Source organism: Paenibacillus sp. FSL H3-0469 (genome assembly GCF_038051945.1).
Classification (GTDB): Bacteria; Bacillota; Bacilli; order Paenibacillales; family Paenibacillaceae; genus Paenibacillus_AQ.
On sequence record NZ_CP150302.1, the window covers coordinates 7005850 to 7032693 of the forward strand.

Here is a 26844-nt window from a genome sequence, read left to right on the forward strand (position 1 = left end):
ATACAACAAGCAAGACGAAACAACCGCATAGAACGATCACTAGGGGTGCCGCAAGGCTGAGACGGGCGTAGTTGCCTGGACCCTTTGAACCTGATCTGGTTTATACCAGCGTAGGGAAGTGGAGAACGAATATTGCAGCGGGGGTATACGGCAAGTGCCGGTATTCCTGTTTCTATTCCAGACTGCTTCCTTTACGGGGGGCGGTCTTTTTTGTGTTGTGGAGTGGTGCAGAGTGAGCTGGAACAGACGGGAGGGGAAGGTCGTTGTACGAAATTCATGCGGTCTCGGATGGGCGGCTACCGCCTGAAGCGCTGGCTGAATGGGCCGCGGCGGTGCATTCTATGGTGGATTATATCCAGCTCCGCGAAAAATCCATGCCCGCCCGCGAACTGCTGGCGGCGGCGCAGCAGATGCTTCAGGCCGGAGTACCGCCATCGAAGCTGGTCATTAATGATAGGATCGATGTTGCCCTGGCCGCCGGGGCAGGCGGTGTACAGTTAGCCTGGCATAGCCTCCCGCCAGCCGCAGTGCGCGGCCTTGCACCGGGCCTGCGGATCGGCAGATCGGTCCACTCGCAGGAAGAGGCGGCGGAAGCTGGAAGGCAGGGAGCAGACTTCTGCCTCTACGGGCATGTGTTCCCTACGGCCTGCAAGCCCGGACAGCAGGCACGCGGACTGGAGCAGCTGGCCGAGGCTGTCCGCTGGAACCGCATACCGCTGATTGCGCTCGGAGGGATTACCCCGGGCAATGCCGGAGCGGTGCTGGCCCAAGGGGCGGCTGGCATTGCTGTCATGTCGGGGATCTGCGGAGCTCCTGACCCGGTGGCAGCAGCCCGTGCTTATAGGGAAGCGGTTCACAGGGCGGCAGAGCAGTCTTGTAACCCATGATATGGATCAAGTAAAAGGCACAGCAGGAGGTGAACAGGCATGATTGTGACCGTTAACGGGACCCGCCAGAGGGTGGAAGAGAGCTGCCGGACGCTGGCGGATCTGCTGGCCCGGCCCGAGTGGGCCGGGAAGCTGGTCATTGTCGAGCTGAACGGCGAGCTTGCCGGAAGAGAGGTTTATGGCGATACGTTACTGAATGAAGGGGACCGGATTGAGCTGGTTCATTTTGTAGGCGGAGGCTGAACACAAAGACTTATCCCAGGAGGCGTTAAGATGCAAGATCCATTGATGATTGGCGGCGTGACTCTAACCAGCAGACTATTCATTGGCACCGGAAAATACAGCCGTAACACTCTTATTCCCGAGGTCATTACGCGCTCAGGCTCACAGGTCATTACCGTTGCCCTGCGCCGGGTGGACCCGGAGAGCAGTGACAATATTGTCAGCCATATTCCATCCCATATGACTTTACTGCCTAATACCTCTGGTGCGCGCACCGCAGAAGAGGCGGTACGTATTGCCCGGCTGGCGAGATCGGCGGGGCTGGGAAACTGGGTGAAGATTGAGGTCATCAATGACCAGAAATACTTGCTGCCGGATAACATGGAGACCATCCGGGCGACCGAGATCCTTGCAGCAGAGGGCTTCGTGGTGCTTCCGTACATGAGTCCTGATCTGTCCGCTGCCCTGCGGCTGAAGGCAGCGGGGGCTGCGGCTGTGATGCCGCTAGGGGCACCGATCGGGTCCAACCGCGGGCTGCAGACCAAGGAGCTGATCCGGATTCTGATCTCCGAGACGGATCTGCCGGTGATCGTGGATGCCGGAATCGGCAGACCGTCCGAGGCGGCTGAGGCGATGGAGATGGGCGCTGCTGCGGTCCTGCTCAATACAGCGATTGCCACCGCCTCAGATCCGCTGCTGATGGCAGAAGCCTTCCGTGATGCGGTATCCGCCGGGCGCAAAGCTTATCTCGCCGGACTGGGCCCTGTGGAGGAGACGGCGGCAGCCTCTTCACCGTTGACCGGATTCTTGGCCTGACAGATGGAATAGGGAGGAGAGGAACGGTTATGAGCTTTTATGAGACGATGGCCCGGCTGGAGCAGCTTCCTTACGGGACGCTATGGAGCCGTTATACGGCAGAGGATGTGAAGCGCGCGCTTCGTGCAGAGCAGGTGGATGAAGAAGGGCTGATGGCCCTGCTGTCACCGGCAGCGGAGCCTTATCTGGAGGAGATGGCACATAAGGCGCACCGGTTGACGCGTACGCATTTCGGCCATGTGATGCAGCTGTTTACCCCGATGTATCTTGCAGATTTCTGCGTGAATCACTGCACGTATTGCAGCTTCAGTTCTATCTATGATTTTCCGCGCAAAAAACTGACGCTGGAGGAGGTCGCCCGGGAAGCAGAGACCATCGCAGCCACGGGCCTGCGCCATATTCTGATCCTGACCGGGGAATCCCGGAGAGACAGCCCGGCCGGTTATGTGAGGGACTGCGTGAATGTGCTGCGCCGCTATTTTTCCTCTGTCAGCATTGAAGTGAATCCGCTCTCGACAGCCGAATATGCTGAACTCCGGGAAGCCGGCGTGGACGGTCTGACGCTCTACCAGGAGGTCTACCACCAGGAGACTTATCGAGCGCTGCATGTAAAAGGACCCAAACGCGTCTACCGCAACCGGCTGGACGCTCCCGAGCGGGGCTGCCAAGCGGGCTTTCGTTCAGTGAATATCGGGGCCCTGCTCGGCATGTACGAATGGCGGCAGGAGGCGCTGGCGACTGCGCTGCATGCGAGGTATCTGCAGGATAAGTACCCGGAATGCGAAATCGGGCTGTCGATTCCCAGATTCCGGCCTTACTTAGGCGAATTCAACCCCGCAAGCGATGTAACCGACCGGGCGCTGGTGCAGATCATCCTGGCGTACCGCTTATTCCTGCCGCGCTCCGGCATCTCGCTGTCTACACGCGAGCCTGCCGCTCTGCGCGATCATCTGGTCCAGCTCGGCATCACGAAGATGTCCGCCGGGGTATCCACCGAAGTGGGCGGACATTCCCTCGAAGGGGGCACCCCGCAGTTTGAAATCTCGGACAACCGCAGCGTGGCCGAGATAGCCGAGATGCTGCGCTCGCAAGGACTCCAGCCGGTATTCAAGGACTGGGATATCCTGTCCGAGCCGCTTGGCTTGAGGTAGGTAAGCTGATGTGGCTTAGTTTAAGGTGACTAAACTGGATGTAAGTTAAACTGCCCTGACTAACTGAATGAACTTAGACTGACTAGACTAATCGTGTTTAACTTAACCTGACTAGAAAACTGAGACTAACTCAACTGACCAGACTAATCGTACCTAACGTAACCTGACCATATGCAAATAACCCGCCTCATGGCGGGTTATTTGCATTGTATAAGCGTTGTAGGCTTCGCGTGCTGACTTCTCCTTCTACCACGAAGGCCGTGGGCCGGATGTATGCGAAAAACCGAATACAATTTGCTGGCGTGAGGCGTGTAGGCCAAATGTATGCGAAAAACTGAACACAATGTGCTTGGGCGAAGGTAAGCGGGCCGATTGTGTGTGGAAAACCGAATACAATGTGCCAGCGCGAGGTGCGCGGGTCAAATGTATGCGAATGCCATACTCTACCTACTCTATAGATTCAGGCTGCCCGGCAGACTGCCCCTGACTCGCGCTGGAAGACAGCTCATCCAGCGACATCTCGAAGCCCGGAGCCATGTGTTTAAGGAAATACTCCATCTCAGGCATCTCCAGCACATGCAGCTTCGCGGCGGTCTGCTCCCGGGCGGCGGCGAATTCTCGGTTGCCTGCGGCGACCTCCCAGACGCACTTCAGGTAAGCGTCCAGCACATCCGCTGCTTTGACGTAGCGGAGCAGTCCGGCATCCTCGGAGCCGGGCGGGCTGGTATGGGGCTGGAGGAGCGGCGTGTAGACTGCGCTCAGCTCCGGCGGGATCATGGCCGCCAGCCGGTCGGCGGCCACCTGCTCCATCTCGCGGAAGCTGGACAGCAGACGCGAGTTGTTATGCTTCACCGGCGTGGCGATATCGCCGGTGAAGACCTCGGGGGCGTCGTGGAACAGCGCCATCGTGGATGCACGGTCGGCGTTCAGCGACCGGCCGAAATGGGCATTGCCAATGGTGCACAGCATGTGCGCCAGCAAGGCGACCTGGAACGAATGCTGCGCCACGTTCTCCGGGGCGGTGCTGCGCATGAGGCTCCAGCGCTGGATATATTGCAGCCGGTAGAGATAGGCGGAGAAATGGTAGTTCAATTTTGAGGTAACCCCTTTCATGAGCAGCTTAATGTGCTATTATAGTAACTAATTGTACCAGAGTTAGGGCCGCTTGAACCAGACGGAGAGGAGACTGAATGAAGATGCAGCATTTTGAAGAGAGCATTTATAATTTGATTGTAGAGACCTCCACGAACCTGCCGGGTGATGTGCGCCGGGCGGTGGCCAGAGGGCGCGCACTGGAAGACCGGGCAACACGCTCCGGACTGGCACTGACCACGATAGCGCAGAATATCGGAATGGCGGAGCAGCAAATATCGCCGATCTGCCAGGATACGGGGATGCCGACTTTTATAATTCATACGCCTGTGGGCGTGAATCAGATAGAGATGAAGAAGGATATTCACAGCGCGATTATCCGCGCTACGAAGAACGGCAAGCTGCGGCCCAATTCCGTGGATTCGCTAACCGGCGAGAACAGCGGGGATAATCTGGGGGCAGGGACTCCGGTGATTCACTTCGAGCAATGGGAGGAAGAGAGCATTGATGTCCGGCTGATTCTGAAGGGCGGCGGCTGCGAGAATAAGAACATCCAGTATAGCCTCCCGGCAGAGCTGGAGGGACTCGGCAAAGCCGGACGCGACCTCGACGGTATCCGCAAGTGCATCCTGCATTCCGTGTACCAGGCGCAGGGTCAGGGCTGTAGTGCAGGGTTCATTGGCGTAGGCATCGGCGGCGACCGTACCACGGGCTATGAGCTGGCAAAGAAGCAACTGTTCCGCAAGGTCGAGGATGTGAATCCTACCCCAGATTTGGGCAAGCTGGAGGATTACATTATGGAGAATGCCAACAAGCTCGGAATCGGCACGATGGGCTTCGGCGGTGAAGTGACGCTGCTGGGCTGCAAAATCGGAGTGATGAACCGGCTGCCAGCCAGCTTTTTCGTCTCTGTGGCCTATAACTGCTGGGCCTTCCGCCGTCAAGGCATTCTGGTCCATCCGGCTACCGGTGACATTCAGGAATGGCTGTATGAGAGCGGCACCGGGATATCCGTTGAGGGGGAAGCTGCACCGCAGCCAGTTGCTGAAGCTGTGGGTGTAGCAGCGGCAGAAGGGACAGCTTCCGGCGTGGTGCCAGAGGATGCTACGATTCCTGCGGCACCGGCTATTGTATCCGGTACGGGTGAAGCAGCTTCGGGTGCGGCTGTCTCGGGGAACGGGGCAGCCTCTGAACCAGCTGCGGCAGCCTCCGCTGGCTCAGGCGGCTCGCGTGAGATCCGCCTGAGCACACCGATCAGCGAGGAGGATATCCGCAGCCTGCGCGTCGGCGATGTGGTCATCCTCTCCGGCGAGATGCATACCGGCCGCGACGCACTGCACAAATACCTGATGGATCACGACACCCCTGTCGATCTGAACGGTGCCGTCATCTACCACTGTGGACCGGTCATGCTGAAGGATGATGAGGGATGGCATGTGAAGGCCGCTGGCCCGACGACCAGTATCCGCGAGGAGCCGTATCAAGGCGATATTATCAAAAAATTCGGTATCCGCGCCGTAATCGGCAAAGGCGGTATGGGACCCAAGACCCTCCAAGCCTTAGGTGAGCACGGCGCAGTCTACCTCAATGCAATCGGCGGTGCAGCACAGTATTACGCAGAATGTATCAAGAAGGTCAACGCGGTAGACTTCATGGAATTCGGTATTCCTGAAGCCATGTGGCATCTGCAGGTGGACGGCTTCGCAGCGATCGTCACCATGGATGCGCACGGTAACAGCCTGCATGCTGATGTCGAAAAGGATTCCGCCGCCAAGCTGGCCCAGTTCCGCGAGCCGGTGTTTAAGTAATTGAGTAGATTGTTCTTGCTTCGCGGTAGTATCTAACAAACTGTAATATTAGCTGGTTGGATATCCCGTTAGACTAGACCTCCTTCATTTCGGTGAAGGAGGTTTTTTGGCGATTGCGGAAATTGCGTGGGGCAACTTCCTTTTCAGATGAGGAGGCAGTAATCAGCAGGTACACTGTTGTGTAACGGAAGCTGGCTGAAGGACCAAATGGTAGGACAAATATAAGGACAAATAAAGGGGATAAATCCCTTTGATGGCGCTGAAAGTGAGTGGGATGCGGAAATGAAGGGGATAAATCCCTCTGATGGCGCTGAAAGTGAGCGGGATGCGGAAATGAAAGGGATAAATCCCTTTGATGGCGCTGAAAGTGAGTGGGATGCGGAAATGAAGGGGATAAATCCCTCTGATGGCGCTGAAAGTGAGCGGGATGCGGAAATGAAAGGGATAAATCCCTCTGATGGCGCTGAAAGTGAGCGGGATGCGGAAATGCGGTGCGACCCCCTTATCCCGGAGTCCTCCGTATCAAATCAGTACTTATCGTAGATATGCTCTTTATTTCGCTTTTTCTCTCGGCCAGAAGAAGCGGGAGCGGTCTTCTTGGGTCAGGACCCACTCCGCAAACGTAGCTGGCGGCATGTTCCGAAGGCTCGTATGCATTCTGCGGTTGTTGTAAAAGTCCATGTACCGGTCCACCGCTTCATAGGCCTCTTCGAACGTGTCGAATGCCTCTTTGCGGAACAAATCCCGGTCAATATTACTGTGGAACGATTCAATAAAAGCGTTTAAATCCGGCGTTCGAGGCGGAATGCGTTCATGGGTCATTTCCCAGCTTTCACACATGTCGCCAAACAGGTGGCTGACGAACTGTGGGCCGTTGTCGGTGCGGATCACCGGGCGTACGCTGCCAGGGGCGCAGTGTTGCTCCATGGCGCGTCCCAGCGTCTGGCAGGCGTGCTTGGCCTCACACGACGATCCGCGGTGGTAGCCGACGATGACACGGGTAAACACATCGATAATGCTCAGGACAAAGAAATGCCGGTCCCGGCCCGCCACGTACCCGTACTTAATGTCCATCTGCCAGAGCTGGCCTGCTCCGGTAATGACCCGGTTCTCCGGCAGCTTCCGGGGATGCTTAAAACGCTTGTGACGCTGCGGCTGCAGGATATCCAGCGCCTGACACAGCCGGTAACTTTTCTTGTGATTGAGCTTTAAACGGTGCTGGTTCCACAAGCACTTGGCCAGCAGTTTGTATCCGTACACGTGCTCTTCTCCAGCGATTAATTCCAGCAGCCATTCCTGGATTTCCTCGTCGCTAATTTTCGCTCCAGACTCGGTCAGAGAGTAGCCGGGTACGGGTCTTCCGCGCCCCTGGAGTACGGCCTGTGCATCCTGTGACTTGCGTTTCTTACGGTCGTAGTACGTGGACTCTGCGAGCCCGATGAGACGTAGTACCAACGCTGCGGAATATCCCTGCTTAATGAACATCTCGGCTACCTCGATTTTTTCGGATAAGCAGGGGTTGGCTTTTTTAGCAGTTCACGCAGAATCTCAATCTCTAACTCCTTTTCACCGAGCATCTTGACCGCCTTCTCATATTTCTGCTCGACCTCTACCAGGCGCTTCAGTTCCTCTACCTGCTCCTGGGGGTACGGATGATCTTGTTCTCCATGGGCTTCCCGGTAATCCCTCACCCACTGATTCACCGTGGACGGAGTCACCCCATACTTTCGGGCAACCACCGCCGCCTTAATGCCAGATAACACCTCTTGCGCTGCCTTCTCTCTTGTTCCTGTTAAGTGTCCCATACCGTTCATCCTCCTCCTATCTCTAGTCTACATTTTTGTGGGGGAGGACTCCAACTTCATTAGGGGGCTGTGGAGAATGAAAGGGATAAATCCCTTTGATGGCGCTGAAAGTGAGCGGGATGCGGAAATGAAAGGGATAAATCCCTCTGATGGCGCTGAAAGTGGGCGGGATGCGGAAATGAAAGGGATAAATCCCTTTGATGGTGCTGGAAGTTGTCGGAGTGGAAATGAATGGGGATAGTGCTGAGAGTTTGTTGGGGGCAAAGAGTAGCCGGGGAAAAGAGTAACTGAAGAGCACTAGTGCACCAGAATCTCAGGAAAGTTGGCTAAACGAGCAAATGAAGAGCACTAGTGCACCAGAATCTCAGGAAAGTTAGCTAAACGGGCAAATGAAGAGCACTAGTGCCCCTGAATCCGCCAACCGGCTTGAATTGATCTTACCAGCAAGGAAGAGGGGAGTATGAGAACAATACAGCCTCCCTGAGGGCTCCTTCCAGGTATGAGCTTATGCTGAATACTATTTTTTGTGTTTTTTGCAGAGCGGTTATCCTATATGGGATACGGGTTGGCGGCAGGTTTGATTTATATGTCTTGACAGCGCATACAGGGACATGTTAATTTTTAGTGGGGAAACCGGTTTCCCCACTGCTGTGTTGAAGCTGTAAAGCTAAGCTCTAGCGAAACTATCTAGCTAAGCATTAGCACAGTCTAGCTAAGAGTCCGCAAGCACTTGCTCAGATGCTGCTAAGCACTAGCTAAGCAGTCAGCATCAGCCTATGCACTATCAAGCTGAAGCAAAGCTCAAGTTGTTGACGGCAAAGTATCCGCTGGCCCCAAAGTGTTGCATTCGGTTTTACATGAGAGGGAGATGAGGAATGAAAAGAAAACGTAACCGCCTGCTTGTTCCCGTTCTAATCACATCCATTGTATTGTCGATCATGATGAATCTGTTTGTCCTGCCGCAAGCTAAGGTGGAAGCAGCCAGCATTGGAACAGTAACCGAGAATGACACGATCTATCAGATTATGGTTGACCGCTTCAATGACGGGGATTCTTCCAATAATGCAACAGGCGCGGCTATCCGCTTCGGGGAGAACTCCGAGGAGGATTTCCGTTACATGAAGGGCGGCGACTGGCAGGGGGTCATTGACAAGCTCCCGTATATTCACAATATGGGCTATACCGCGATCTGGATCTCACCGGTAGCCGAGCCGCAGATGACTAACCGCGAGAACAACGGTTCAGGCAAGAACACGGCCTACCACGGCTACAATGTCAAAGACCCGAACAAGGCCAACCCTTACTTCGGTACCAAAGAAAAGCTAAAAGAGCTTGTAGACTCCGCGCATGCGCTCGGAATTAAGGTCATCATTGATGTCGTTCCCAACCACATCGGCGATTACATGCTGGGCACTCAGGCTTATTATGATATTCCTTCCTTGCAGCCTGCCGCTCCATTCAATAATCCGGCCTGGTATCACCACAATGGGGACATTAACTGGTCTCTTGCCGATGGACGGTACGATCAGTGGGCCCAGGATTATCTGGAGAATCATGATCTGGGTGGTCTGGATGATATCGACTTCGATGTTCCTGCCGCTAAGCAGGCCATATTCAGCTCAATTAAGGGTTGGTTTGACTATACGGGAGCCGATGGCGCCCGGGTCGATGCAGCCAAGCTGATGAAGCCGACGGATATCGGCGAACTCCAGAATTTGCTGGGCGTGAATACTTTTGGGGAGAATTTTGACGGCAATGCCGAATTCGTCTCCCGCTGGGTCGGTACCAACAAGGAGTGGGGGATGCTCGACTTCCCGTTATTCTTCTCCGTGCTGAACAGCTTTGCGTACGGGCAGTCTTTTGACGCGAATATCAAAGGCACTCTGGCTCAAGACTCCTACTATGGCGGCAACGCCAACCATATGGTTACCTTCATCGACAATCATGACCGCAACCGCTTCCTGACCGAGGCCGGGGGCAGTGTTGAGAAGCTGCAGAATGCTTTGTCCTTTATTTTCACCGTGCGCGGAACACCTGTGGTCTTCCAGGGAACCGAGCAGAACAAGGGCAACGGCAACGGTCAGATCATGACGGGCGGCATCGCTGATACGTGGAACCGTTGGTCGATGGTGAAGCGGGATGCAAACGGCAATGTGCTGGAGAATTATTTCAATGAGAATGCCAGTACCTTCAAGCATGTAGCCAAGCTGAACGAGATCCGCAAAAATAACCCGGCCCTGCGCACCGGCACCCAGCGCGAAATGTGGTCCGCACAGAATCTGTACGCCTTCTCCCGGCGGATTGATACAGGCACGAATGTCGGTCAGGAGGTCATCTCCGCATTCAGTAATGCCTCCAGCGGATCACAGACAGTGACGCTGCCGCTGCGCGCCGAAAGCACGCTTACCGCAGGTACGGTTCTGGTGAACCAACTGAACCCTTCCGATACTGTGACCGTGCAAGCGGGCGGTGTTACCGGTAAGCAAATTACAGTTACCCTGGGCGCCAATTCGGCCAAAATCTACTCCAAAACTCAGCCGGTAACCGATACGCAAGCACCAAGTGTTCCGGGGAATGTAACAGCAACGGTACAGAATGCCTCCAGCGCGCTGGTGTCCTGGTCAGCATCCACCGATAATGTCGGGGTGACCGGGTATGAAATTTACCGCAATGGAGTGAAGATCGGAACTTCGGCAACGACCTCTTTTACAGATAACGGACTGGTGGGCAGCACTAATTATTCCTATACGGTAAAAGCGTATGACGCCGCCATGAATCTGTCGGCCTTCAGCGCAGCCGCTCTGATCGTTACCCCTGCCGGTAACAGTGTGACAATCTACTACAAGCAGGGTTACACCAATCCGTACATTCATTACCGCCCAGTGGGCGGGACTTGGACGACCTCTCCAGGCGTGGCTATCCCAGCTGCCGAGGTAGCTGGCTATAACAAAATCACCATTAACATCGGCGCAGCCACCCAGCTCGAAGCCTGCTTCAATAACGGCAGCGGCACCTGGGACAGCAATGGCGGCAGCAATTATCTGTTCGGCACCGGCACCTGGACCTATACGCCTACAGGCAATATCCAGGCAGGCGGTCCGGTAGCGCCAACGGCATCGCCGACGGCTACACCAACCGTAGCCCCAACAGCGACACCGACCGTGGCGCCAACGGTGGCACCAACTGTAGCTCCAACAGCTACACCGACGGTCGCACCGACCGCAACACCTACAGTAGCACCAACCGTAGCGCCAACGGCGACACCTGTGCCAACCGCCACTCCGGCGGGCAACAGCGCTACGATCTATTACAAGAATACAGCATTCAGTAACTCCTATATCCATTATAAGCTGGATGGGGCGACCACATGGACGACCTCACCGGGAGTGCAGATGCAGGCCTCTACTTTCACCGGCTACAAAGCCATTACCATTCCGCTCGGCAGCGCCACAGGCCTGACCGCAGCCTTTAATAACGGCAGCGGTACTTGGGACAACAATGGCGGAAATAACTATCATTTTGGCACCGGCAGCTCGAGTCTGGTAGGAGGAAGCTTGACCTCCGGGGAACCGCAGGCGGATAGCGTAACCTTCCGGGTTACCGTTCCGGGCTCGACTCCGGCGAATGCTCAGGTCTATCTGACGGGTTCGTTCAACAGCTGGAATGCGGCAGATCCGGCCTACCTGCTGACCCGTGGAAGTGATGGGATCTACTCCATCACCTTGAACCTTCCGGCAGGCAGCGCCGTGACGTATAAGCTGACGCGCGGAAGCTGGGCCACGGTAGAGACCGCGTCTGGCGGTGCTGATATCGCGAACCGGACGCTTACACCGGCAGGCGGAGCACAGACAGTGACGCTAAGTGTGCAGCGCTGGAAGGATCAGTAAGCAGCTTGAGGGGGTGGGGGATGGATGTCCGTCGCCCCCGTTTTTTTAACGAAGAATAATCCCAAGTAAGAAGGAGTTGAACCATGACCAAGACCTCAAGGTCCCTGCGCAGAATTTCAGCCCTGCTCCTGGGCACGCTTCTGACGATTCCAACATTAGTGTCTCCTGTCTCGGCAGATATTGCCGCGCATGTCTATCATAATCATATGCCGAATTTCTGGGCTTACTATGACCTGAACACTTACAATTCCACCCCTGTAGGCAGTCCGATCCGTTATACCTACGATGGCGAAGTTATCCAACTGAAGCAGAATCCGCCCGCGGGATATCCCTATTATCTGCCGAATGGATCTCCCATGCCCCACGATGATCTGGTCTCTTATTATTCCCATCACGCCAAGACGGGCGCGTATTTAACCTGGCCCTGGAGTGTGGCGAACACGCTGCACAGCAATCATCCCCAGGCGCAGATGCATGTTACCATGTCGGGGTCTGTGGTGAACAATGTAAACAGTATTATTCAACAAGGGAATGTAAGCGGATACAACGATCCGGCCTGGGGAACCCCGTGGAAGAATGCCGTGAATCAGCTTCGGACCACAGGCGGCGACAACATGCTCGACCTGATTCATTTCTCCGGACACCATTCCATGGGACCGCTGGTCGGCAACGATTATTTGCTCAAGGATATGATCTATCATGGAGCGACGATGGCTCAGCCTTATTTCCTGAGCAGCAGCTATAAGTCATCGAAGGGTTTTTTTCCGACAGAGCTGGGGTTCTCAGAGCGGATCATTCCGGTGCTGAACAAGCTCGGCATCCAGTGGTCCGTGATCGGCAACAACCATTTCTCCCGCACGCTCAAGGATTACCCGCTGCTGGATAGTCCGGGCAAGGACACGATGATCTCGCCGCCCAACCGCAGTGATCTGCAGAATGTCAGCACGGCGGGGGCCTGGGTGAGTGAACCGATGTTCAATGAGCAGCAGGTGGTCTATAATAAATATCCTTTTGCCTCAACGGCTCATTGGGTCCGTTATGTGGACCCGGCAACCGGGGCGGAATCGAGAGTGGTTGGCGTACCTGTCGCGCAGGCGCAGTCCTGGGAAGAAGGATATCTGGGCCAGGTAAAAGCAGATGCGCTTAAGCCGTATGAGAATCTGGCTCTGCAGAAGCAGATTTTTGTCGTGGCCCATGACGGAGATAATTCTTCGGGCCGGGCCGGCTCTGAGGAGACCTGGCGAAATGCCGGGAATGTCACCTATGCCAGCAGCGGTGTGACCGGAATGGGGATCGATGAGTATCTGCGCAGCAACACACCGGCCGCTTCCGATGTGGTCCATGTGCAGGACGGCTCCTGGATCGATACCCGGGATTCGTCCTCTGATCCGACCTGGTACCATTGGCATTTGCCGTTTGGGATCTGGAAAGGCCAGTTCGCGGCCTTCAATCAGGTGAACGGGACCGCTTACGCCCCGAAGAAGAATCTGGCGGGTGTCGAGGAAGGCATGACGGTATCCTTCGAGAAGGGCTATCATTATCTGGAGCGTAATTTCGCGTTATTACAAGCTTCCCTGAACTATGCCAAGACCGCCGAACAGATCTGGCTGGAGGAGCATCCGAATTACTGGAAGCCGGCGAACCCGCTGGACCGTGAGGTGACCTACGAAGGCAACCAATTGAATCCGTGGATGCTCTCCTATCCCGTGAAGGGCAACACCGCGAACGACTATGCCGGAGGCGCCAGTCCCGCCGAGCTGGCCTGGTACTTCCTGCTGCCTGCGATGGACTCGGGCTTCGGTTATTATGATGAGAATGTGGATGACAGCGTGAAGCCGGCGTTGTCCTTTAATCAATCGCTGTATTTCTCCAAGCCCTATGTATCGCAAAAGCTGGCCAAAGACAAAACCGGCCCCTCGGTCTGGTGGCCGCAGCGCTACCCGTACAATCCGGGCAGCGCGAATGTCAGTAAGGCAGAAGGCTGGACCCTTCAGCATTATAATAATGCTTTTGCCATCTATACCTATGCTTTCGATACCAGCGGAATCAGCGACATCAAGGTGAAGGTCCGGGCACACCGTGATAAGACGGCAGACGCAGCGGATAATACTTTTAAAGTATATGATCCAGCAGGTCTGGCCGCAGCCGGGGTATCTGGTATTGATCCCGCCAAGGTTGGTGCGTGGACGGAATACCCGATGAATGTCCGCGACCTGAGCGCCGATATTAACGGTGTCGACTGGCAGCCAAGCAGCAAGACGATTATGCAGAAGGTTCCGGCCACAGATATCGGGAACCTGTATTTCTCTTACATTTCCGATTACCGCGATCAGCTATTGGACTACTACATTGAAGCCAAGGATGCCAAAGGCAATGTGACCAAAAGTGATATCCAGCAGGTCTATGTCGGTGCCGGCAAATATACGCTGGAGAACGGAAAATATAAGGAGAGCATCCAAGGTACTATTGAAGGGACGCATCCATTCATCACAGATGTGCCTGCTGTCCCGGATAATGAAGCTCCGGCTGCTCCAGCGAACTTGCAGGCCACAGTGGTTAATGCTTCTTCTATCGGGCTGACCTGGAATGCCGCGACAGATAATATCCGTGTTACCGGCTATGAGATCTACCGCAATGGCGTTAGAATCGGAACAACTACTTCCACCTCATATACAGACAGCGGCTTGTCAGCCAGTACAGCCTATGAATACAAAATTAAAGCCTATGATGCCTCCGGTAACCTCTCCGGCTTCAGTGCGGCAGCAACTGCCACCACACCGGCGGGCAATAATGTAACGATCTATTATAAGCAGGGTTATTCCACGCCTTACATCCATTACCGCCCGGTTGGAGGGACTTGGACGACCGCCCCGGGCGTAGCGATTCCGGCCGCCGAGCTAGCAGGCTATAACAAAATCACCATTAACATCGGCGCAGCCACCCAGCTTGAAGCCTGCTTCAACAACGGCAGCGGCACGTGGGACAGCAACGGCGGCAGCAATTATCTATTCGGCAGCGGCACCTGGACCTACACGCCTACAGGCAATATTCAGCCGGGTGGTCCGGTGACGCCAACGGCATCGCCGACTGTAGCACCGACAGCTACGGCAACGCCTAAGCCAAGTGCCACGCCAACGGCGGCACCGACCGTAGTACCAACAGCTCCGGCAACACCTAAGCCAAGTGCCACACCAACGGTTGTGCCAACGGCTACACCAACGGCTACACCAACGGCTACACCAACGGCTACACCGACGCCCATCGTGACGCCAACGCCAACCGTAGCACCTACAGCTACACCGACGGTAGTACCAACAGCTACGGCAACACCTAAGCCAAGTGCCACGCCAACAGCTACACCAACCGTAGCGCCAACGGCGACACCTGTGCCAACCGCCACACCGGCGGGCAACAGCGCGACGATCTATTACAAAAATACAGCATTCAGTAACTCCTATATCCATTACAAGCTGGATGGGGCAACGGCCTGGACGACTTCACCGGGTGTGCAGATGCAGGCCTCTACTTTCAGTGGCTACAAAGCCATTACCATTCCGCTCGGCAGCGCCACAGGCCTGACCGCAGCCTTCAATAACGGCAGCGGTACCTGGGACAACAATGGCGGGAATAACTATCATTTTGGCACCGGCAGCTCGAGTCTGGTAGGAGGAAGCTTGACCTCCGGGGAACCGCAGGCGGATAGCGTAACCTTCCGGGTTACCGTTCCGGGCTCGACTCCGGCGAATGCTCAGGTCTATCTGACGGGTTCGTTCAACAGCTGGAATGCGGCAGATCCGGCCTACCTGCTGACCCGTGGAAGTGATGGGATATATTCCATCACCTTGAACCTTCCGGCAGGCAGCGCCGTGACGTATAAGCTGACGCGCGGAAGCTGGGCCACGGTAGAGATCACTTCCAGCGGAGCGGATATTGCGAACCGTACGCTTACACCCGCAGGCGGTGCACAGACGGTGACGCTGACCGTGAAGCGCTGGAAGGATCAGTAGCAGGTTATTGGTCAATTTATTATCCAGGAGTGTCTGATCCACGAATCGCCCCTTTTTGGATGGTGTAATACAGCCCTCTGAGAATGGGCGATTTCTTTTGACTTAAGATGCAGAAATAGATGGATTTTCTCCACCTGCTGCTTACAAAATTTGCGCCGAAGAAACAATAGTTGGACAACCAACACTTAATCATTCACATTTACGAGAAATAGCAGAAACAAACATAATTAGTTGTCATTTATCCACTTGCTTCCGGTAATTTAGCAGAAAAGGGCGAATCAAGCTACGTTTTTCCAATTGTTTGCCGTGAACCGGTCACTTCTGAAGAGCAGGGCTGAAACTATTTGGATTGGAGGAGTTGAGGATTGGAGAAATGAGGAGTTGAGGAATTAAAGTTTGCAGAATCGGATAGTTGCGGGTTGAGGTGTCAGGGTGTTGAGGTGTTGATTATTTAAGGAGATTTAGGGTTGTGTAACTCCACCACTTAAACAGCGCAGCGGGCGGACTGATTGTGGAGAAGCGGCAGCGTTCGCCTTTGTTCACGGATTTTTACCGCTGAGTCCATTCTATTTAAATCCGGGAACAACAGCGATCGGAACAACGGTCCGTTTGCGGAGCGTCCATTAGAGAGCCTACATCACTCCTCCACGCTCCAGGCTCTTCTATCTCAGACATCGTCCCATCCTCGCCCCAGGCCTTTAGATCTCAGACACCGCTCCTCCCTCGACTTTATATCCAGTCCTCCCTGGCACTCCCTCCCAGCGCACATCCCGCTCCCCGCACATTTTACACTCCGTTGATAATCGCCGCCGGAACTGGTATTTTGCCGAAAATGCAGGTAGAGTGTTCTCATGGACATTTACACGAGGGAAGAGGACCGCCGCAGATGAAACCATTCCGCATTCGACTTACCATCATACTTATGGCACTGATAGGAATATCAATGACCGGGGCCGGGATCACCATGGCTCAGCTGTTCAAGGATTCGCATATTTCCGTGCTGGAAGAAAACATGTCCCGGGAAATAAAGCTGCTCTCCGGCACCTTCTCATTCATGGATACCAGCAGCCCGGAGGCCGTGACCTACTATACAGAACAGGCAGAGAAAATCTCAATCTTGACCGGATCACGCGTCACCTTCATTACGAAGCAAGGCCAGGTCATCGGCGACTCGGAGAAGAATCCGCGCGAGATGGACAACCACTCTACCCGCGAGGAGGAGCTGCTGGCCGCGAAGGAAGGGATTGGCCGGGCGATCCGTTACAGCGATACGTTAGACCGCGAAATGATGTATGTGGCAGGTTCCGTGTCCTCGGATCAGGGCTTTAACGGGTATATCCGGCTGTCGATGGGGCTGGATACCGTATCCGAAGGACTGAACCGGGCGTGGATGATCATGGCAGGGGGGCTGGTGCTGCTGTTCATTGCCGCAACCTTGGTGAGCTACAAAGTGGCTTCCAGTATGACCTCACCGCTGGAGCAGATCACCAGAGTGGCGCGGCGGATTACCGATCTGGATTACGATGCCCGGGTGCCGATGAAGCGCAAGGATGAGATCGGCCAGCTGGCAACAGCCATTAACGCGATGGCCGACAGTCTCCAGGCCCAGCTGAAGACTATCCGCGACAATGAGGATCTGCTGCAGAGTGTACTCGACAATATGACCGGCGGCATCGTGATGATTAACGAGGAAGGGGAGATTGCCCTGCTCAACCGGGCCGCCGAACGGCTGCTCGATGTGAAGCACAGCGAGATGACCGGACATTCCTACAAGGAGATTAAGCATCATTATGAGCTTACCCGGCTGATTGATGATGGCGTGTCCGCAGGTGAGCCTATTCATGAAGAGCGCAGCATTTATAATCCGGTGGAGCGGATTGTGCGTCTGGACGGGGTGCCGATGATCCAGGACGGCTGCTCCCGGGGGATGCTGTTCCTGCTTCAGGAGGTTACTGAGATTCGCAGACTTGAGAAAATGCGCAGCGAATTCGTCGCCAATGTCTCCCATGAGCTGAAGACCCCTGTCGCTGCGGTAAAAGGCTTCGCCGAGACCCTCCTCGGCGGGGGCGTTACGGATGAGAAGACAGCGCGTTCGTTCCTGCAGATTATCTACGATGAGAACGAACGGTTGAACCGGCTGATCGGCGACATCCTGGAGCTGTCCAAAATCGAATCCAAACGCGTTCAGCTGGAATGCTCCCCGGTTCATCTGATCGAGTTCTTCGATTCTGTGCTGGAAACGCTCAGTAAGGTGGCGGAGAAGAAGAAGATTACGCTCAGCTCGGATGTGCCTGCGGAGTTATTCATTGAGGGAGATGAAGACAAGCTGCGCCAGATCTTCATGAATCTGCTCTCCAATGCGATCAACTACACCCAGGACGGGGGCAATGTCAGAGTGACCGCCGTGAGCATCCAGAAGAAGGATGGCACCGAGAGTGTGCGCTTTACAGTCAGTGATACGGGGATGGGGATTCCGCGCAAGGATCTGCCCCGGATCTTTGAACGCTTTTACCGGGTGGACAAAGCCCGCTCCAGAAGCTCCGGCGGAACCGGCCTTGGTTTATCTATCGTGAAGCATCTGGTCGAGCTGCATCGCGGATCTATTAATGTAGAGAGCGATCTGGGCATCGGCAGCTCGTTCATCCTGGAATTGCCGCTGCTGCAGGAAGAGAATGAATAACTCTGCGGAGTCTAATAGAGAATAAATTTATGATTTTACACTAAGTTAACATTGTGGTGCTATGATGTGCATGTGTGCAGTTTTGTAAAATTAATAACCTATGAAAAGACGGGGGAACCTATGGCACAACGATTGCTTGTCATTGAAGACGAACCGACACTGGCCCGGCTGCTGTCTTATAACCTGACACAGGAAGGCTACGAAGTGACGGTGGAGGATCATGGAACGGCAGGATATGACCGTGCGACTAGAGAACCTTTTGAATTGATCGTACTGGATCTGATGCTGCCCGGCATGAACGGCATTGACATTCTGGATAAATTGCGTGGACAAGGCATCCGCACACCGGTGATCGTGCTGACGGCCAAGAATGCGGAAGAGGATGTGGTCCGCGGGCTGAAGTCAGGGGCGGATGACTATATTACGAAGCCCTTCGGCGTATCCGAGCTGCTGGCCCGGGTCAGCGCAGTATTGCGGCGGATCTCCGGCATTGCCGAAGAAGCTCCGCCCGAGACAGCAGTATCTGCATCGACGATTATTCTCGGACAGCTGGAGATCTATCCTGAGCGTTATGAAGTCTCACTGGGCGGACAGAGCATCAATCTGCGGCCGAAGGAATTTGAAGTGCTGTTATATCTGGCCCGCAAGCCAGGCGTCGTTCTGACGCGGGATGATCTGATGAATGCGGTCTGGGGCTTCGACTATATCGGAGGTCAGCGTACCGTTGATGTGCATGTCAGTTCCTTGCGCAAGAAGCTGGAGCTTGACCCTGAATCCGTGCATATCGATTCCATTCGCGGCGTGGGCTACAAACTGGTCGTCAACAAAAAAAGAACACCTGTCATCTAACATGGCGGTGTTCTTTTCACAAGATAAGCACCTTCTCCTCCGCTCCCTGTCTTACTGCACAAGGATTTTACACTGCGTTAACAATTCTCTGGAGCTCTATTTACACTGAAAGCTTATCATGGGGAACGAAGATGATGAGAAGGAGACAACAGAAACTAATGAAATCCATCATTGACATAGAGAAGCTAGATCTCTACTATGAGTCATTCCATGCCCTGAAGAACGTGGATTTGCAGATTCCGGAGAAGCAGGTGACCGCTTTTATCGGACCTTCCGGCTGCGGGAAATCCACACTGCTGCGTACTCTTAACCGTATGAACGACATGATTCCCGGAACACGTATTGAAGGTAAAGTAAATATCGGCGGCAAAAACATCTACAGCGACGAGATCGAAGTGGAGAGTCTGCGCAAGCAGGTGGGGATGGTGTTCCAGCAGCCCAATCCTTTTCCCAAATCGATCTATGATAACGTGGCTTACGGCCCGCGTCTGCACGGTGTGAAGAGCAAAGCCGAGCTGGATGTCCTTGTAGAGCAAAGCCTGCGCCAGTCCGCGCTCTGGGAGGAAGTGAAGGATTTCCTCAAGAAGTCTGCCTTAAGTCTGTCCGGCGGGCAGCAGCAGCGTCTCTGTATTGCCAGAGCCCTTGCCGTACAGCCCGATATTCTGCTGATGGATGAGGCGACGTCAGCGCTCGATCCGGTGTCCACGCTCAAGATTGAGGAGCTGGTCCAGGAGCTGCGGGATAAGTATACGATTGTAATGGTCACGCATAATATGCATCAGGCCGCCCGGGTATCGGGACGCACTGTATTTTTCCTGAACGGTGTCATTGTGGAAGCTGCGGACACGGAGCTGTTATTCTCCAACCCGAAGGATTCCCGCACAGAAGACTATATCTCCGGCCGCTTCGGCTAAGAATGGCTGCTTCGTAAGTCTTAGGTTCACTCCGTTCACCCGATATGACCATATGTTTTTGAGGAGGAGCACTTTCGATATGATTCGCAGAAAAGAATTCGACAAAGATCTGGAAGAACTGCGTACCCTGCTGCAGCAGATGGGCGAGCATGTAACGGATGCCCTGGATGGTGCGATACTGGCCCTGCAGACCCTTGATACGGCACGGGCGCAGGAGATTGTCAAAGCGGACCTGCGGCTGAACGCCATGGAAGACCGGATTATGGAGATCGGCTCACGGCTGATCATCACCCAGCAGCCGGTGGCGAAGGATCTGCGCCGCATTATTGTAGCCTTTAAAATCTCCAGCGATCTGGAGCGTATGGGCGATTTGGCACTGGATGTAGCCAAGGTAACGATGCGCATCCAGGGGCAGCAGCTGATCAAGCCGCTTGTGGATATTCCGCGCATGGCTGAGCTGGTCACGATCATGACCACGGAGGCGATTCAGTCTTATCTGGACGAGAATACGGATCTGGCCTACAAAATGGCGCAGGATGACGATCAGGTAGATGGCCTGTACAGCGCGATGATTAACGAACTGTACACGTATATGGTTCAGAAGCCTGAAACCGTGAATCAGGCGATGCTGCTCACACTGGTTGGCCGTTACATTGAACGGATTGCCGACCATGCCACGAATATTGGCGAGAGTGTAGTGTATCTGGTTACAGGGAAACGTCCGGATTTGAACCAATAACCGCATAATGCTGGCGCATAGATACAGCTAAGCAGAGCTCTGCGCCTTGAACGTCAGACAGCAAGCCACCTCCCCGGGGCTTGCCTTTTTTTGTTTTAAAGCGCGCTTCACTTGGCAAACCTGTATTCCATACCATTAGCAGCAGCTAAAATCCGGAGCAGGTGTGGATCTGTGGCCTCAGGTTCTTTTTTGTACGGAGCATATGGTACTATGTAAAGAGAAAGCAAGATAAAGGCGAGGTGCTAGTGTGGACAAGCTGATACTCATTGATGGAAATAATATCATTTACCGGGCGTTCTTCGCCATGCCGCCGCTGACGAATACAGCGGGACAGCAGACGAATGCGGTATACGGTTTCACGACGATGCTGCTCCGTCTGCTGGAGGAGCATAAACCGACACATATGATTGTGGCCTTCGACGCGGGGAAGATTACCTTCCGGCATGAAGGCTATGAGGAGTATAAAGGCGGGCGCCAGAAGACCCCGCCGGAGCTGTCCGAGCAGTTCCCGCTGCTCAAGGAGCTGCTGAAGGGTCTGGGGGTTCCGCAATTCGAGATTGCAGGCTACGAGGCTGACGATATTATCGGCACCATCTCCAGGGAAGCGGATGCCGCCGGCCGTCAGGTGATGATTGTGTCCGGGGATAAGGATATGCTGCAGCTGGCTTCCGAACATACCACCATAGCGCTGGTGCGCAAGGGAGTTACGGAAGTGGAGCTGTACGGGCCTAAGCAGATCCGTGATAAATATGATCTCACCCCTGAGCAGATTATTGATCTGAAGGGGCTGATGGGCGATGCCAGCGACAATATTCCCGGGGTGCCGGGAGTCGGGGAGAAGACAGCGCTTAAGCTGCTCCAGCAGTTCGGATCGGTGGAGGGCGTGCTGGCCGGAACCGGTGAGCTGAAGGGCAAGATGAAAGAGAAGCTGGAAGAGCACGCGGACAGCGCCGTCATGAGCAAAAAGTTGGCGACGATCTACCGCGAGGTTCCGCTTGAGCATACGTGGGAGGATATGGTCTTCAGCGGGATTAATACGGACACGGCTGGGCCTGCGCTCGCCAAGCTGGAATTCCGCTCGCTGCTGGAGCGCCTGTCGCTGAGCGCCTATTCACATGCGGCGGACGGCAGCCTGACGGGTTCCCCCGTGGTGGAAGCCGCAGAGCTTAATATTACAATTGTTGACGAAGACGGAATAAGCGAGCTGGTTCAGGCACTGCCGGGCATCTCCGCCCTGCATGTGGAATCTAACGGGGAGAACCCGCACCGTGCCGAAGTGATCGGCCTCGGGCTGTCTTCGCCGGAGCAGCATTACTTTGTGCCTTTTGCCCTGCTGAAGAGTAAGGCGGCAGCACCCCTGCGGGACTGGCTCGGTGACGGGCAGGCGCCGAAGAGCGGGTATGATCTGCACCGTGCCGATCTGGCGCTGCATTGGCAGGGGATTGCTTTTGCCGGAGCCGCTAACGATGTTCAGCTGGCCGCCTACCTGCTGGACCCGACCGAAGCCAGCCAGAATCTGAATGACCTGACCACGAAATACGGCCTACCCCGCTTGTCGCCGGATGAGGATGTCTTCGGCAAAGGGGCCAAATATAGAATTCCTGAGCTTAAGATTCTCGGTGAGCATGTCGCCCGTAAGAGTGCGACCGTGCTTGGCATTGTACAGAAGCAGCAGGAGGAGCTGGACAAGACGGACATGACCGGTCTGTTCCAGGACCTGGAGATGCCGCTGTCGCGGATTCTCGCCGATATGGAGAAGCAGGGCATTGCTGTTAACAAGGATGATCTTGTCCAGCTCGGCAGGGAATTTGAAGCCCAGATCTCCCGGCTGGTCACTGAGATCTACTCCGCTTGCGGAACCGAATTCAATCTTAATTCTCCGAAGCAGCTGGGCGAGGTTCTGTTCGTGAAGCTGGGTCTGCCGGTCGTGAAGAAGACGAAGACCGGGTATTCGACGGATGCCGAGGTACTGGAAAAGCTTGCGCCTTATCATGACGCTGTGCGCCTGATTCTGCAATACCGTACCATTGCCAAGCTGCAATCCACGTATGTGGAAGGCCTGATGAAGGAAATCTCGCCGGAGACCGGCAAGGTACACACCTTTTACCGGCAGACGATTGCGGCCACGGGCCGGCTCAGCAGCCAGTTCCCGAACCTGCAGAACATTCCAATCCGGCTCGAAGAGGGCCGCAAGATCCGTAAGGTGTTCGTGCCCTCCGAGCCGGGCTGGTCGATTCTGGCGGCGGATTACTCGCAGATCGAGCTGCGTGTGCTGGCGCATATCTCAGGTGATGAGCGGATGAAGGAAGCTTTTGTCGAGGATATGGATATTCATACTAAGACCGCCATGGACGTATTCGGCGTCCCTGCGGAGAGTGTGGACAGTAATATGCGCCGCTCCGCCAAAGCGGTTAACTTCGGGATTGTGTACGGCATCAGCGATTACGGCCTGTCGCAGAACCTGAACATCCCGCGCAAGGAAGCGGCCCGGTTCATTGAGCAGTATTTCGAGGTGTTCCAAGGTGTGCGCCGTTACATGGATGATATCGTAGTCGAGGCCCGTAAGCAGGGGTATGTGACTACTCTGCTGGAGCGGCGCCGTTATCTGCCGGAGATCAATGCGAAGAACTTCAATCTGCGGTCCTTCGCAGAACGTACGGCGATGAATACGCCGATTCAGGGAACCGCTGCGGATATTATCAAGCTGGCCATGGTTCATATGGACAAGGCGCTGCATGAGCGCGGCCTGAAGAGCCGGATGCTGCTCCAGGTACACGATGAGTTAGTATTCGAGGTGCCGGAGGAGGAGCTGGAGCAAATGAAGCAGCTGCTGCCCGAGGTGATGGCCGGAGCGCTGCAGCTGTCTGTTCCGCTGAAGGCAGAGGTAAGTTATGGCAGCAACTGGTACGAAGCGAAATAGGCTCCCCGCACATGGCAGATATCCGGTATAATGGAGTGGAGGTGAGCCATGATGCCGGAATTGCCGGAAGTCGAAACAGTCAGAAGAACACTTAATGAGTTAATTACAGGCAAGCAGATAGAGCATGTCACCGTCCGGCTGCCGCGGATCATTCAGCGCCCGGATGATATTCAGGCCTTTGCTTATATGCTGGCAGGCCATACAGTGGTAACGGTTGAGCGCAGAGGCAAGTTCCTGCGTTTCGTATTTGACGGGCTGGTGATGGTCTCCCATCTGCGGATGGAGGGCCGTTACGGCGTGTACCGTGAGGGCGAGCTGTTGGACAAGCATACGCATGTTATTTTCCATTTCACAGACGGGACAGAGCTGCGTTATACGGATGTGCGCCAATTCGGGACGATGCATCTGTTCCAGCCGGGAGAGGATCTGCAGCTGAAGCCGCTGAACAAGCTGGGGCAGGAGCCGCTGGATGCCGATTTCACGCTGGAACGGTTCAAGGAGATTGTCGCGAAGCGGAGCACTAAGATCAAGCCGCTGCTGCTCAATCAGGAATATATAGTAGGTATCGGCAATATTTATGTAGATGAGTCCCTGCATCGTGCAGGAATCCACCCGGAGGAGACCGCGAAGTCCCTCACGGAGGATCAACTGGCCAGGCTGCACCATGCTATTGTCGCAACACTGACAGAGGCTGTGAATGCCGGAGGCTCCTCCGTGAAGTCGTATGTCAACGGCCAGGGGGAGAGCGGAAGCTATCAGGATCAGCACAAGATCTATGGACGGAAGGATCAGCCTTGTGCTGCCTGCGGCACACTGATTGAGAAGAGCGTGGTCGGCGGACGGGGAACGCATTATTGTCCCACCTGCCAGCCCGTACCTGTACAGATTCTGTAGTTTTTATTTAGAGTCAGCGCTGCATTTACCGCCCTTTTCCGGGCCAGTTACACCTGAGTTATAACCGTTCTGTATAAAGGCAGGCACTTACTGCCCGTCCCGCCCATATAATGTGTGAAGATTGCTGATTATGGCGAAACGGAGCTCCGGCTTGGATGCTTAATCCACCGGCTCCGGTTCTTCACGGGAGGGATTGCGGGTGCTGAGCCCATTGTTGTCTTTGCTGTTGCTTGCGTTTGCGCTTAGTCTGGATGGATTTGGTGTAGGCATTACATATGGACTGCGTAAAATGAAAATCCCCTTGCTTTCCATTATCATTATTTCGCTCTGTTCAGGGGTAGTCATTTATGGTTCTATGCAGGTCGGCGTGCTGCTGGCCAAGGTAGTCTCGCCGAATGCCGCTTCTAGTGTCGGAGCGGTTATTCTCGTCTTAATGGGCTGTTGGTCCCTGTTCCAGATGCTGACGCAGAAGGAGAAAGAAGAGACTGCGTCTGCGGCCGCAGAGGGCCATTCCGGACAGGAAGTCAGGCTGGAGACTGCTGCTGCCGCACAGAGTGCCGAGACAGTGCTGAAGCCGGCTGTGTTCTCGCTGGAGCTGCGCCATCTGGGCGTGGTGATACAGATTCTCCGCACACCGTCTTCCGCTGATATGGATGCTTCGGGGAGCATCTCCTCCATGGAAGCCATGATTCTGGGGATCGCGTTATCGCTGGATGCCTTCGGGGCCGGCCTCGGTGCGGCACTGCTCGGATTCAGCCCGTGGTCCACCTCGCTGATGATCGCTGTATTCAGCGGAACCTTTTTGCTGATGGGAATGAAGACTGGACTGAAATTATCCGGCAGCTACTGGATGAAGCATGCGGCTGCGCTGCCCGCGATATTATTAATTGTAATGGGTATAATGAAGTTATTATGAGGTGAGTACATGATTATAGGCTTAACCGGAGGCATAGCTTCGGGGAAAAGCACCGTGTCTGCACTGTTTGTCCGCAAGGGAGCTGCACTGGTGGATGCCGATGTCATCGCCAGAGAGGTGATGCTCCCCGGACATCCGGTGCTGGCGGCAGCGGTGGAGGCTTTTGGAGACCGCATCCTTTTGCCTGACGGTTCGCTGGACCGGGCGGGTCTTGGTGAGATTGTCTTCCGGGACCCGGAGGCGCTCAAGACACTGAATAACCTGACCCATCCGGCAATCCGCAGGGAGATCAAGGACAGAATGTATGCGCTTGAGCAGGAGAATCCGCAGCGGCTGGTCATTGTCGACATTCCGCTGCTCTACGAATCAGAGCTGGATTCCTTATTTGAGCAGATTATTGTGGTCTATGTTCCGAGAAGGGTGCAGTTAGCCCGCCTCATGGAGCGCAGCGGAATGAAGCTGGAACAGGCTGAGGACCGGCTGAGGTCGCAGATGGATATTGAGCTGAAGCGCAGGAAAGCGAATTATGTGATCGACAATAGCAGTGATCTGCAGTCTGCCGAGCTTCAGGTTGCCCGGTTGTGGGACAGGCTGGGCTTGATATGATGAAGTGGTTACGTAAAAAAAGAGTCCTGCTGCTGTTGTTCATCGGCTTCACCGCGATTCTGTTTCTAGGCTCCAACTGGATGTCATGGTTTTATCCTATTCATTATAAAGCAGAGATCCGCCAGCACAGCCGGACGTATGAGATGGACCCGTTCCTGGTGGCATCCATTATCCGTGTGGAGACCAATTATAAGACCGGACGCGAATCTAAAAAAGGAGCACTCGGACTGATGCAGCTTATGCCGGATACCGCCAAGTGGGCGCTAGAAAAGGCCAAGCTTCCTGAGGTATCGCTGGAACGGCTGAAGGAAGAGCCCTCGTCCAACATTGAACTGGGTACCTGGTATTTGTCTACGCTCTCTAAGCAGTTTGACGGCAACCGTATAGCAGTTATCGCCGCCTACAATGCCGGACCCGGCAAGGTGCAGAGCTGGCTGGATGAAGGGCAGTGGGACGGAACAGAAGCCTCTGTGAAGGACATTCCGTTCGGTGAGACCCGTCATTACGTGCAGCGTGTGATTTATTATTATGATCAATACACCGAGCTCTACAGTGAGTTCTAGGATGAGTTCTAGAGTGCCTGTTACTTCTGCTGCTGTTATGTAAAAAGAAGCATCAAACGGCCGGAGCCGTTCGATACTTCTTAGGCAA

21 protein-coding genes and 1 riboswitch are annotated in these 26844 nt (G+C 54.8%); of the genes, 18 read left to right on the forward strand and 3 right to left on the reverse strand.

Annotated elements, in window-relative coordinates; translation table 11 throughout:
* The first annotated feature begins 31 nt into the window (after window positions 1-31).
* A riboswitch (TPP riboswitch) is annotated at window positions 32-134 on the forward strand.
* A gap of 129 nt (window positions 135-263) precedes the next feature.
* The 4 genes from NSS83_RS30435 to thiH are packed head-to-tail and all read left to right on the forward strand — an operon-like array spanning window position 264 to window position 3076.
* Complete coding sequence (locus tag NSS83_RS30435; RefSeq protein ID WP_341347150.1) at window positions 264-887, forward strand: thiamine phosphate synthase; 624 nt, start codon at window positions 264-266, stop codon at window positions 885-887.
* A gap of 39 nt (window positions 888-926) precedes the next feature.
* Window positions 927-1130, forward strand: a complete 204-nt coding sequence (thiS, locus tag NSS83_RS30440; protein ID WP_341187967.1) for a sulfur carrier protein ThiS — start codon at window positions 927-929, stop codon at window positions 1128-1130.
* Between the two features lie 30 nt (window positions 1131-1160).
* Window positions 1161-1925, forward strand: a complete 765-nt coding sequence (locus NSS83_RS30445; protein WP_341187968.1) for a thiazole synthase — start codon at window positions 1161-1163, stop codon at window positions 1923-1925.
* 29 nt (window positions 1926-1954) lie between these two features.
* The gene (gene thiH, locus NSS83_RS30450; RefSeq protein ID WP_341347151.1) at window positions 1955-3076 is read left to right on the forward strand and encodes a 2-iminoacetate synthase ThiH; all 1122 of its coding nucleotides are present in this window, start codon (window positions 1955-1957) and stop codon (window positions 3074-3076) included.
* 447 nt (window positions 3077-3523) lie between these two features.
* On the opposite strand, the gene yfbR is transcribed toward thiH, so the two are convergent.
* The gene (gene yfbR / locus NSS83_RS30455) at window positions 3524-4168 is read right to left on the reverse strand and encodes a 5'-deoxynucleotidase (RefSeq protein WP_341348785.1); all 645 of its coding nucleotides are present in this window, start codon (window positions 4166-4168) and stop codon (window positions 3524-3526) included.
* A gap of 104 nt (window positions 4169-4272) precedes the next feature.
* Between yfbR and NSS83_RS30460 the strand changes: the two genes are divergently transcribed.
* On the forward strand, window positions 4273-5976 hold the full coding sequence (locus NSS83_RS30460; protein WP_341347152.1) for a fumarate hydratase: 1704 nt from the start codon (window positions 4273-4275) through the stop codon (window positions 5974-5976).
* A gap of 282 nt (window positions 5977-6258) precedes the next feature.
* Window positions 6259-6519, forward strand: coding sequence for a hypothetical protein (locus tag NSS83_RS30465; protein WP_341347153.1), 261 nt, complete (start codon window positions 6259-6261; stop codon window positions 6517-6519).
* A gap of 9 nt (window positions 6520-6528) precedes the next feature.
* Here NSS83_RS30465 and NSS83_RS30470 read toward each other — a convergent pair whose 3' ends face one another.
* Both NSS83_RS30470 and NSS83_RS30475 read right to left on the reverse strand, forming a co-directional pair.
* On the reverse strand, window positions 6529-7461 hold the full coding sequence (locus NSS83_RS30470) for an IS3 family transposase (protein WP_341182892.1): 933 nt from the start codon (window positions 7459-7461) through the stop codon (window positions 6529-6531).
* A gap of 5 nt (window positions 7462-7466) precedes the next feature.
* Complete coding sequence (locus NSS83_RS30475) at window positions 7467-7781, reverse strand: helix-turn-helix domain-containing protein (RefSeq protein WP_340750738.1); 315 nt, start codon at window positions 7779-7781, stop codon at window positions 7467-7469.
* Window positions 7782-7857: 76 nt separating this feature from the next.
* Between NSS83_RS30475 and NSS83_RS30480 the strand changes: the two genes are divergently transcribed.
* The 12 genes from NSS83_RS30480 (at window position 7858) to NSS83_RS30535 (ending at window position 26756) form a co-directional block, all read left to right on the forward strand.
* Entirely contained in the window at window positions 7858-8022 is a 165-nt protein-coding gene (locus tag NSS83_RS30480; protein WP_341347154.1) for a hypothetical protein, read from the forward strand.
* A 634-nt stretch (window positions 8023-8656) separates the two neighbouring features.
* Window positions 8657-11668 carry a carbohydrate binding domain-containing protein gene (locus NSS83_RS30485; RefSeq protein WP_341347155.1) on the forward strand — a complete coding sequence of 1004 codons (3012 nt, stop codon included), beginning with the start codon at window positions 8657-8659 and terminating at the stop codon, window positions 11666-11668.
* Window positions 11669-11751: 83 nt separating this feature from the next.
* Window positions 11752-15675 (forward strand): carbohydrate binding domain-containing protein, encoded by a 3924-nt coding sequence (locus NSS83_RS30490; RefSeq protein ID WP_341347156.1) that lies wholly within the window; start codon window positions 11752-11754, stop codon window positions 15673-15675.
* An 886-nt stretch (window positions 15676-16561) separates the two neighbouring features.
* A complete protein-coding gene (locus NSS83_RS30495; RefSeq protein ID WP_341187973.1) occupies window positions 16562-18355 on the forward strand; it encodes an ATP-binding protein in 1794 nt (597 codons plus the stop codon).
* A gap of 120 nt (window positions 18356-18475) precedes the next feature.
* Window positions 18476-19204, forward strand: coding sequence for a response regulator transcription factor (locus NSS83_RS30500; RefSeq protein WP_036725566.1), 729 nt, complete (start codon window positions 18476-18478; stop codon window positions 19202-19204).
* Between the two features lie 158 nt (window positions 19205-19362).
* Window positions 19363-20118 carry a phosphate ABC transporter ATP-binding protein PstB gene (gene pstB / locus NSS83_RS30505; protein ID WP_036695861.1) on the forward strand — a complete coding sequence of 252 codons (756 nt, stop codon included), beginning with the start codon at window positions 19363-19365 and terminating at the stop codon, window positions 20116-20118.
* A 79-nt stretch (window positions 20119-20197) separates the two neighbouring features.
* Complete coding sequence (phoU, locus tag NSS83_RS30510) at window positions 20198-20857, forward strand: phosphate signaling complex protein PhoU (protein ID WP_036695863.1); 660 nt, start codon at window positions 20198-20200, stop codon at window positions 20855-20857.
* Window positions 20858-21104: 247 nt separating this feature from the next.
* Complete coding sequence (polA, locus tag NSS83_RS30515) at window positions 21105-23777, forward strand: DNA polymerase I (protein ID WP_209874690.1); 2673 nt, start codon at window positions 21105-21107, stop codon at window positions 23775-23777.
* Between the two features lie 51 nt (window positions 23778-23828).
* Window positions 23829-24671: a DNA-formamidopyrimidine glycosylase gene (mutM, locus tag NSS83_RS30520; RefSeq protein ID WP_341348786.1), complete on the forward strand. Its 843-nt coding sequence runs from the start codon at window positions 23829-23831 to the stop codon at window positions 24669-24671.
* Between the two features lie 199 nt (window positions 24672-24870).
* Window positions 24871-25587 carry a manganese efflux pump gene (locus NSS83_RS30525; RefSeq protein ID WP_341187975.1) on the forward strand — a complete coding sequence of 239 codons (717 nt, stop codon included), beginning with the start codon at window positions 24871-24873 and terminating at the stop codon, window positions 25585-25587.
* A gap of 9 nt (window positions 25588-25596) precedes the next feature.
* Window positions 25597-26193, forward strand: a complete 597-nt coding sequence (gene coaE, locus NSS83_RS30530) for a dephospho-CoA kinase (protein ID WP_341187976.1) — start codon at window positions 25597-25599, stop codon at window positions 26191-26193.
* The gene (locus tag NSS83_RS30535) at window positions 26193-26756 is read left to right on the forward strand and encodes a lytic transglycosylase domain-containing protein (RefSeq protein ID WP_341023209.1); all 564 of its coding nucleotides are present in this window, start codon (window positions 26193-26195) and stop codon (window positions 26754-26756) included. Before coaE ends, NSS83_RS30535 begins: the two co-directional genes overlap by 1 nt.
* Window positions 26757-26844: the final 88 nt, after the last annotated feature.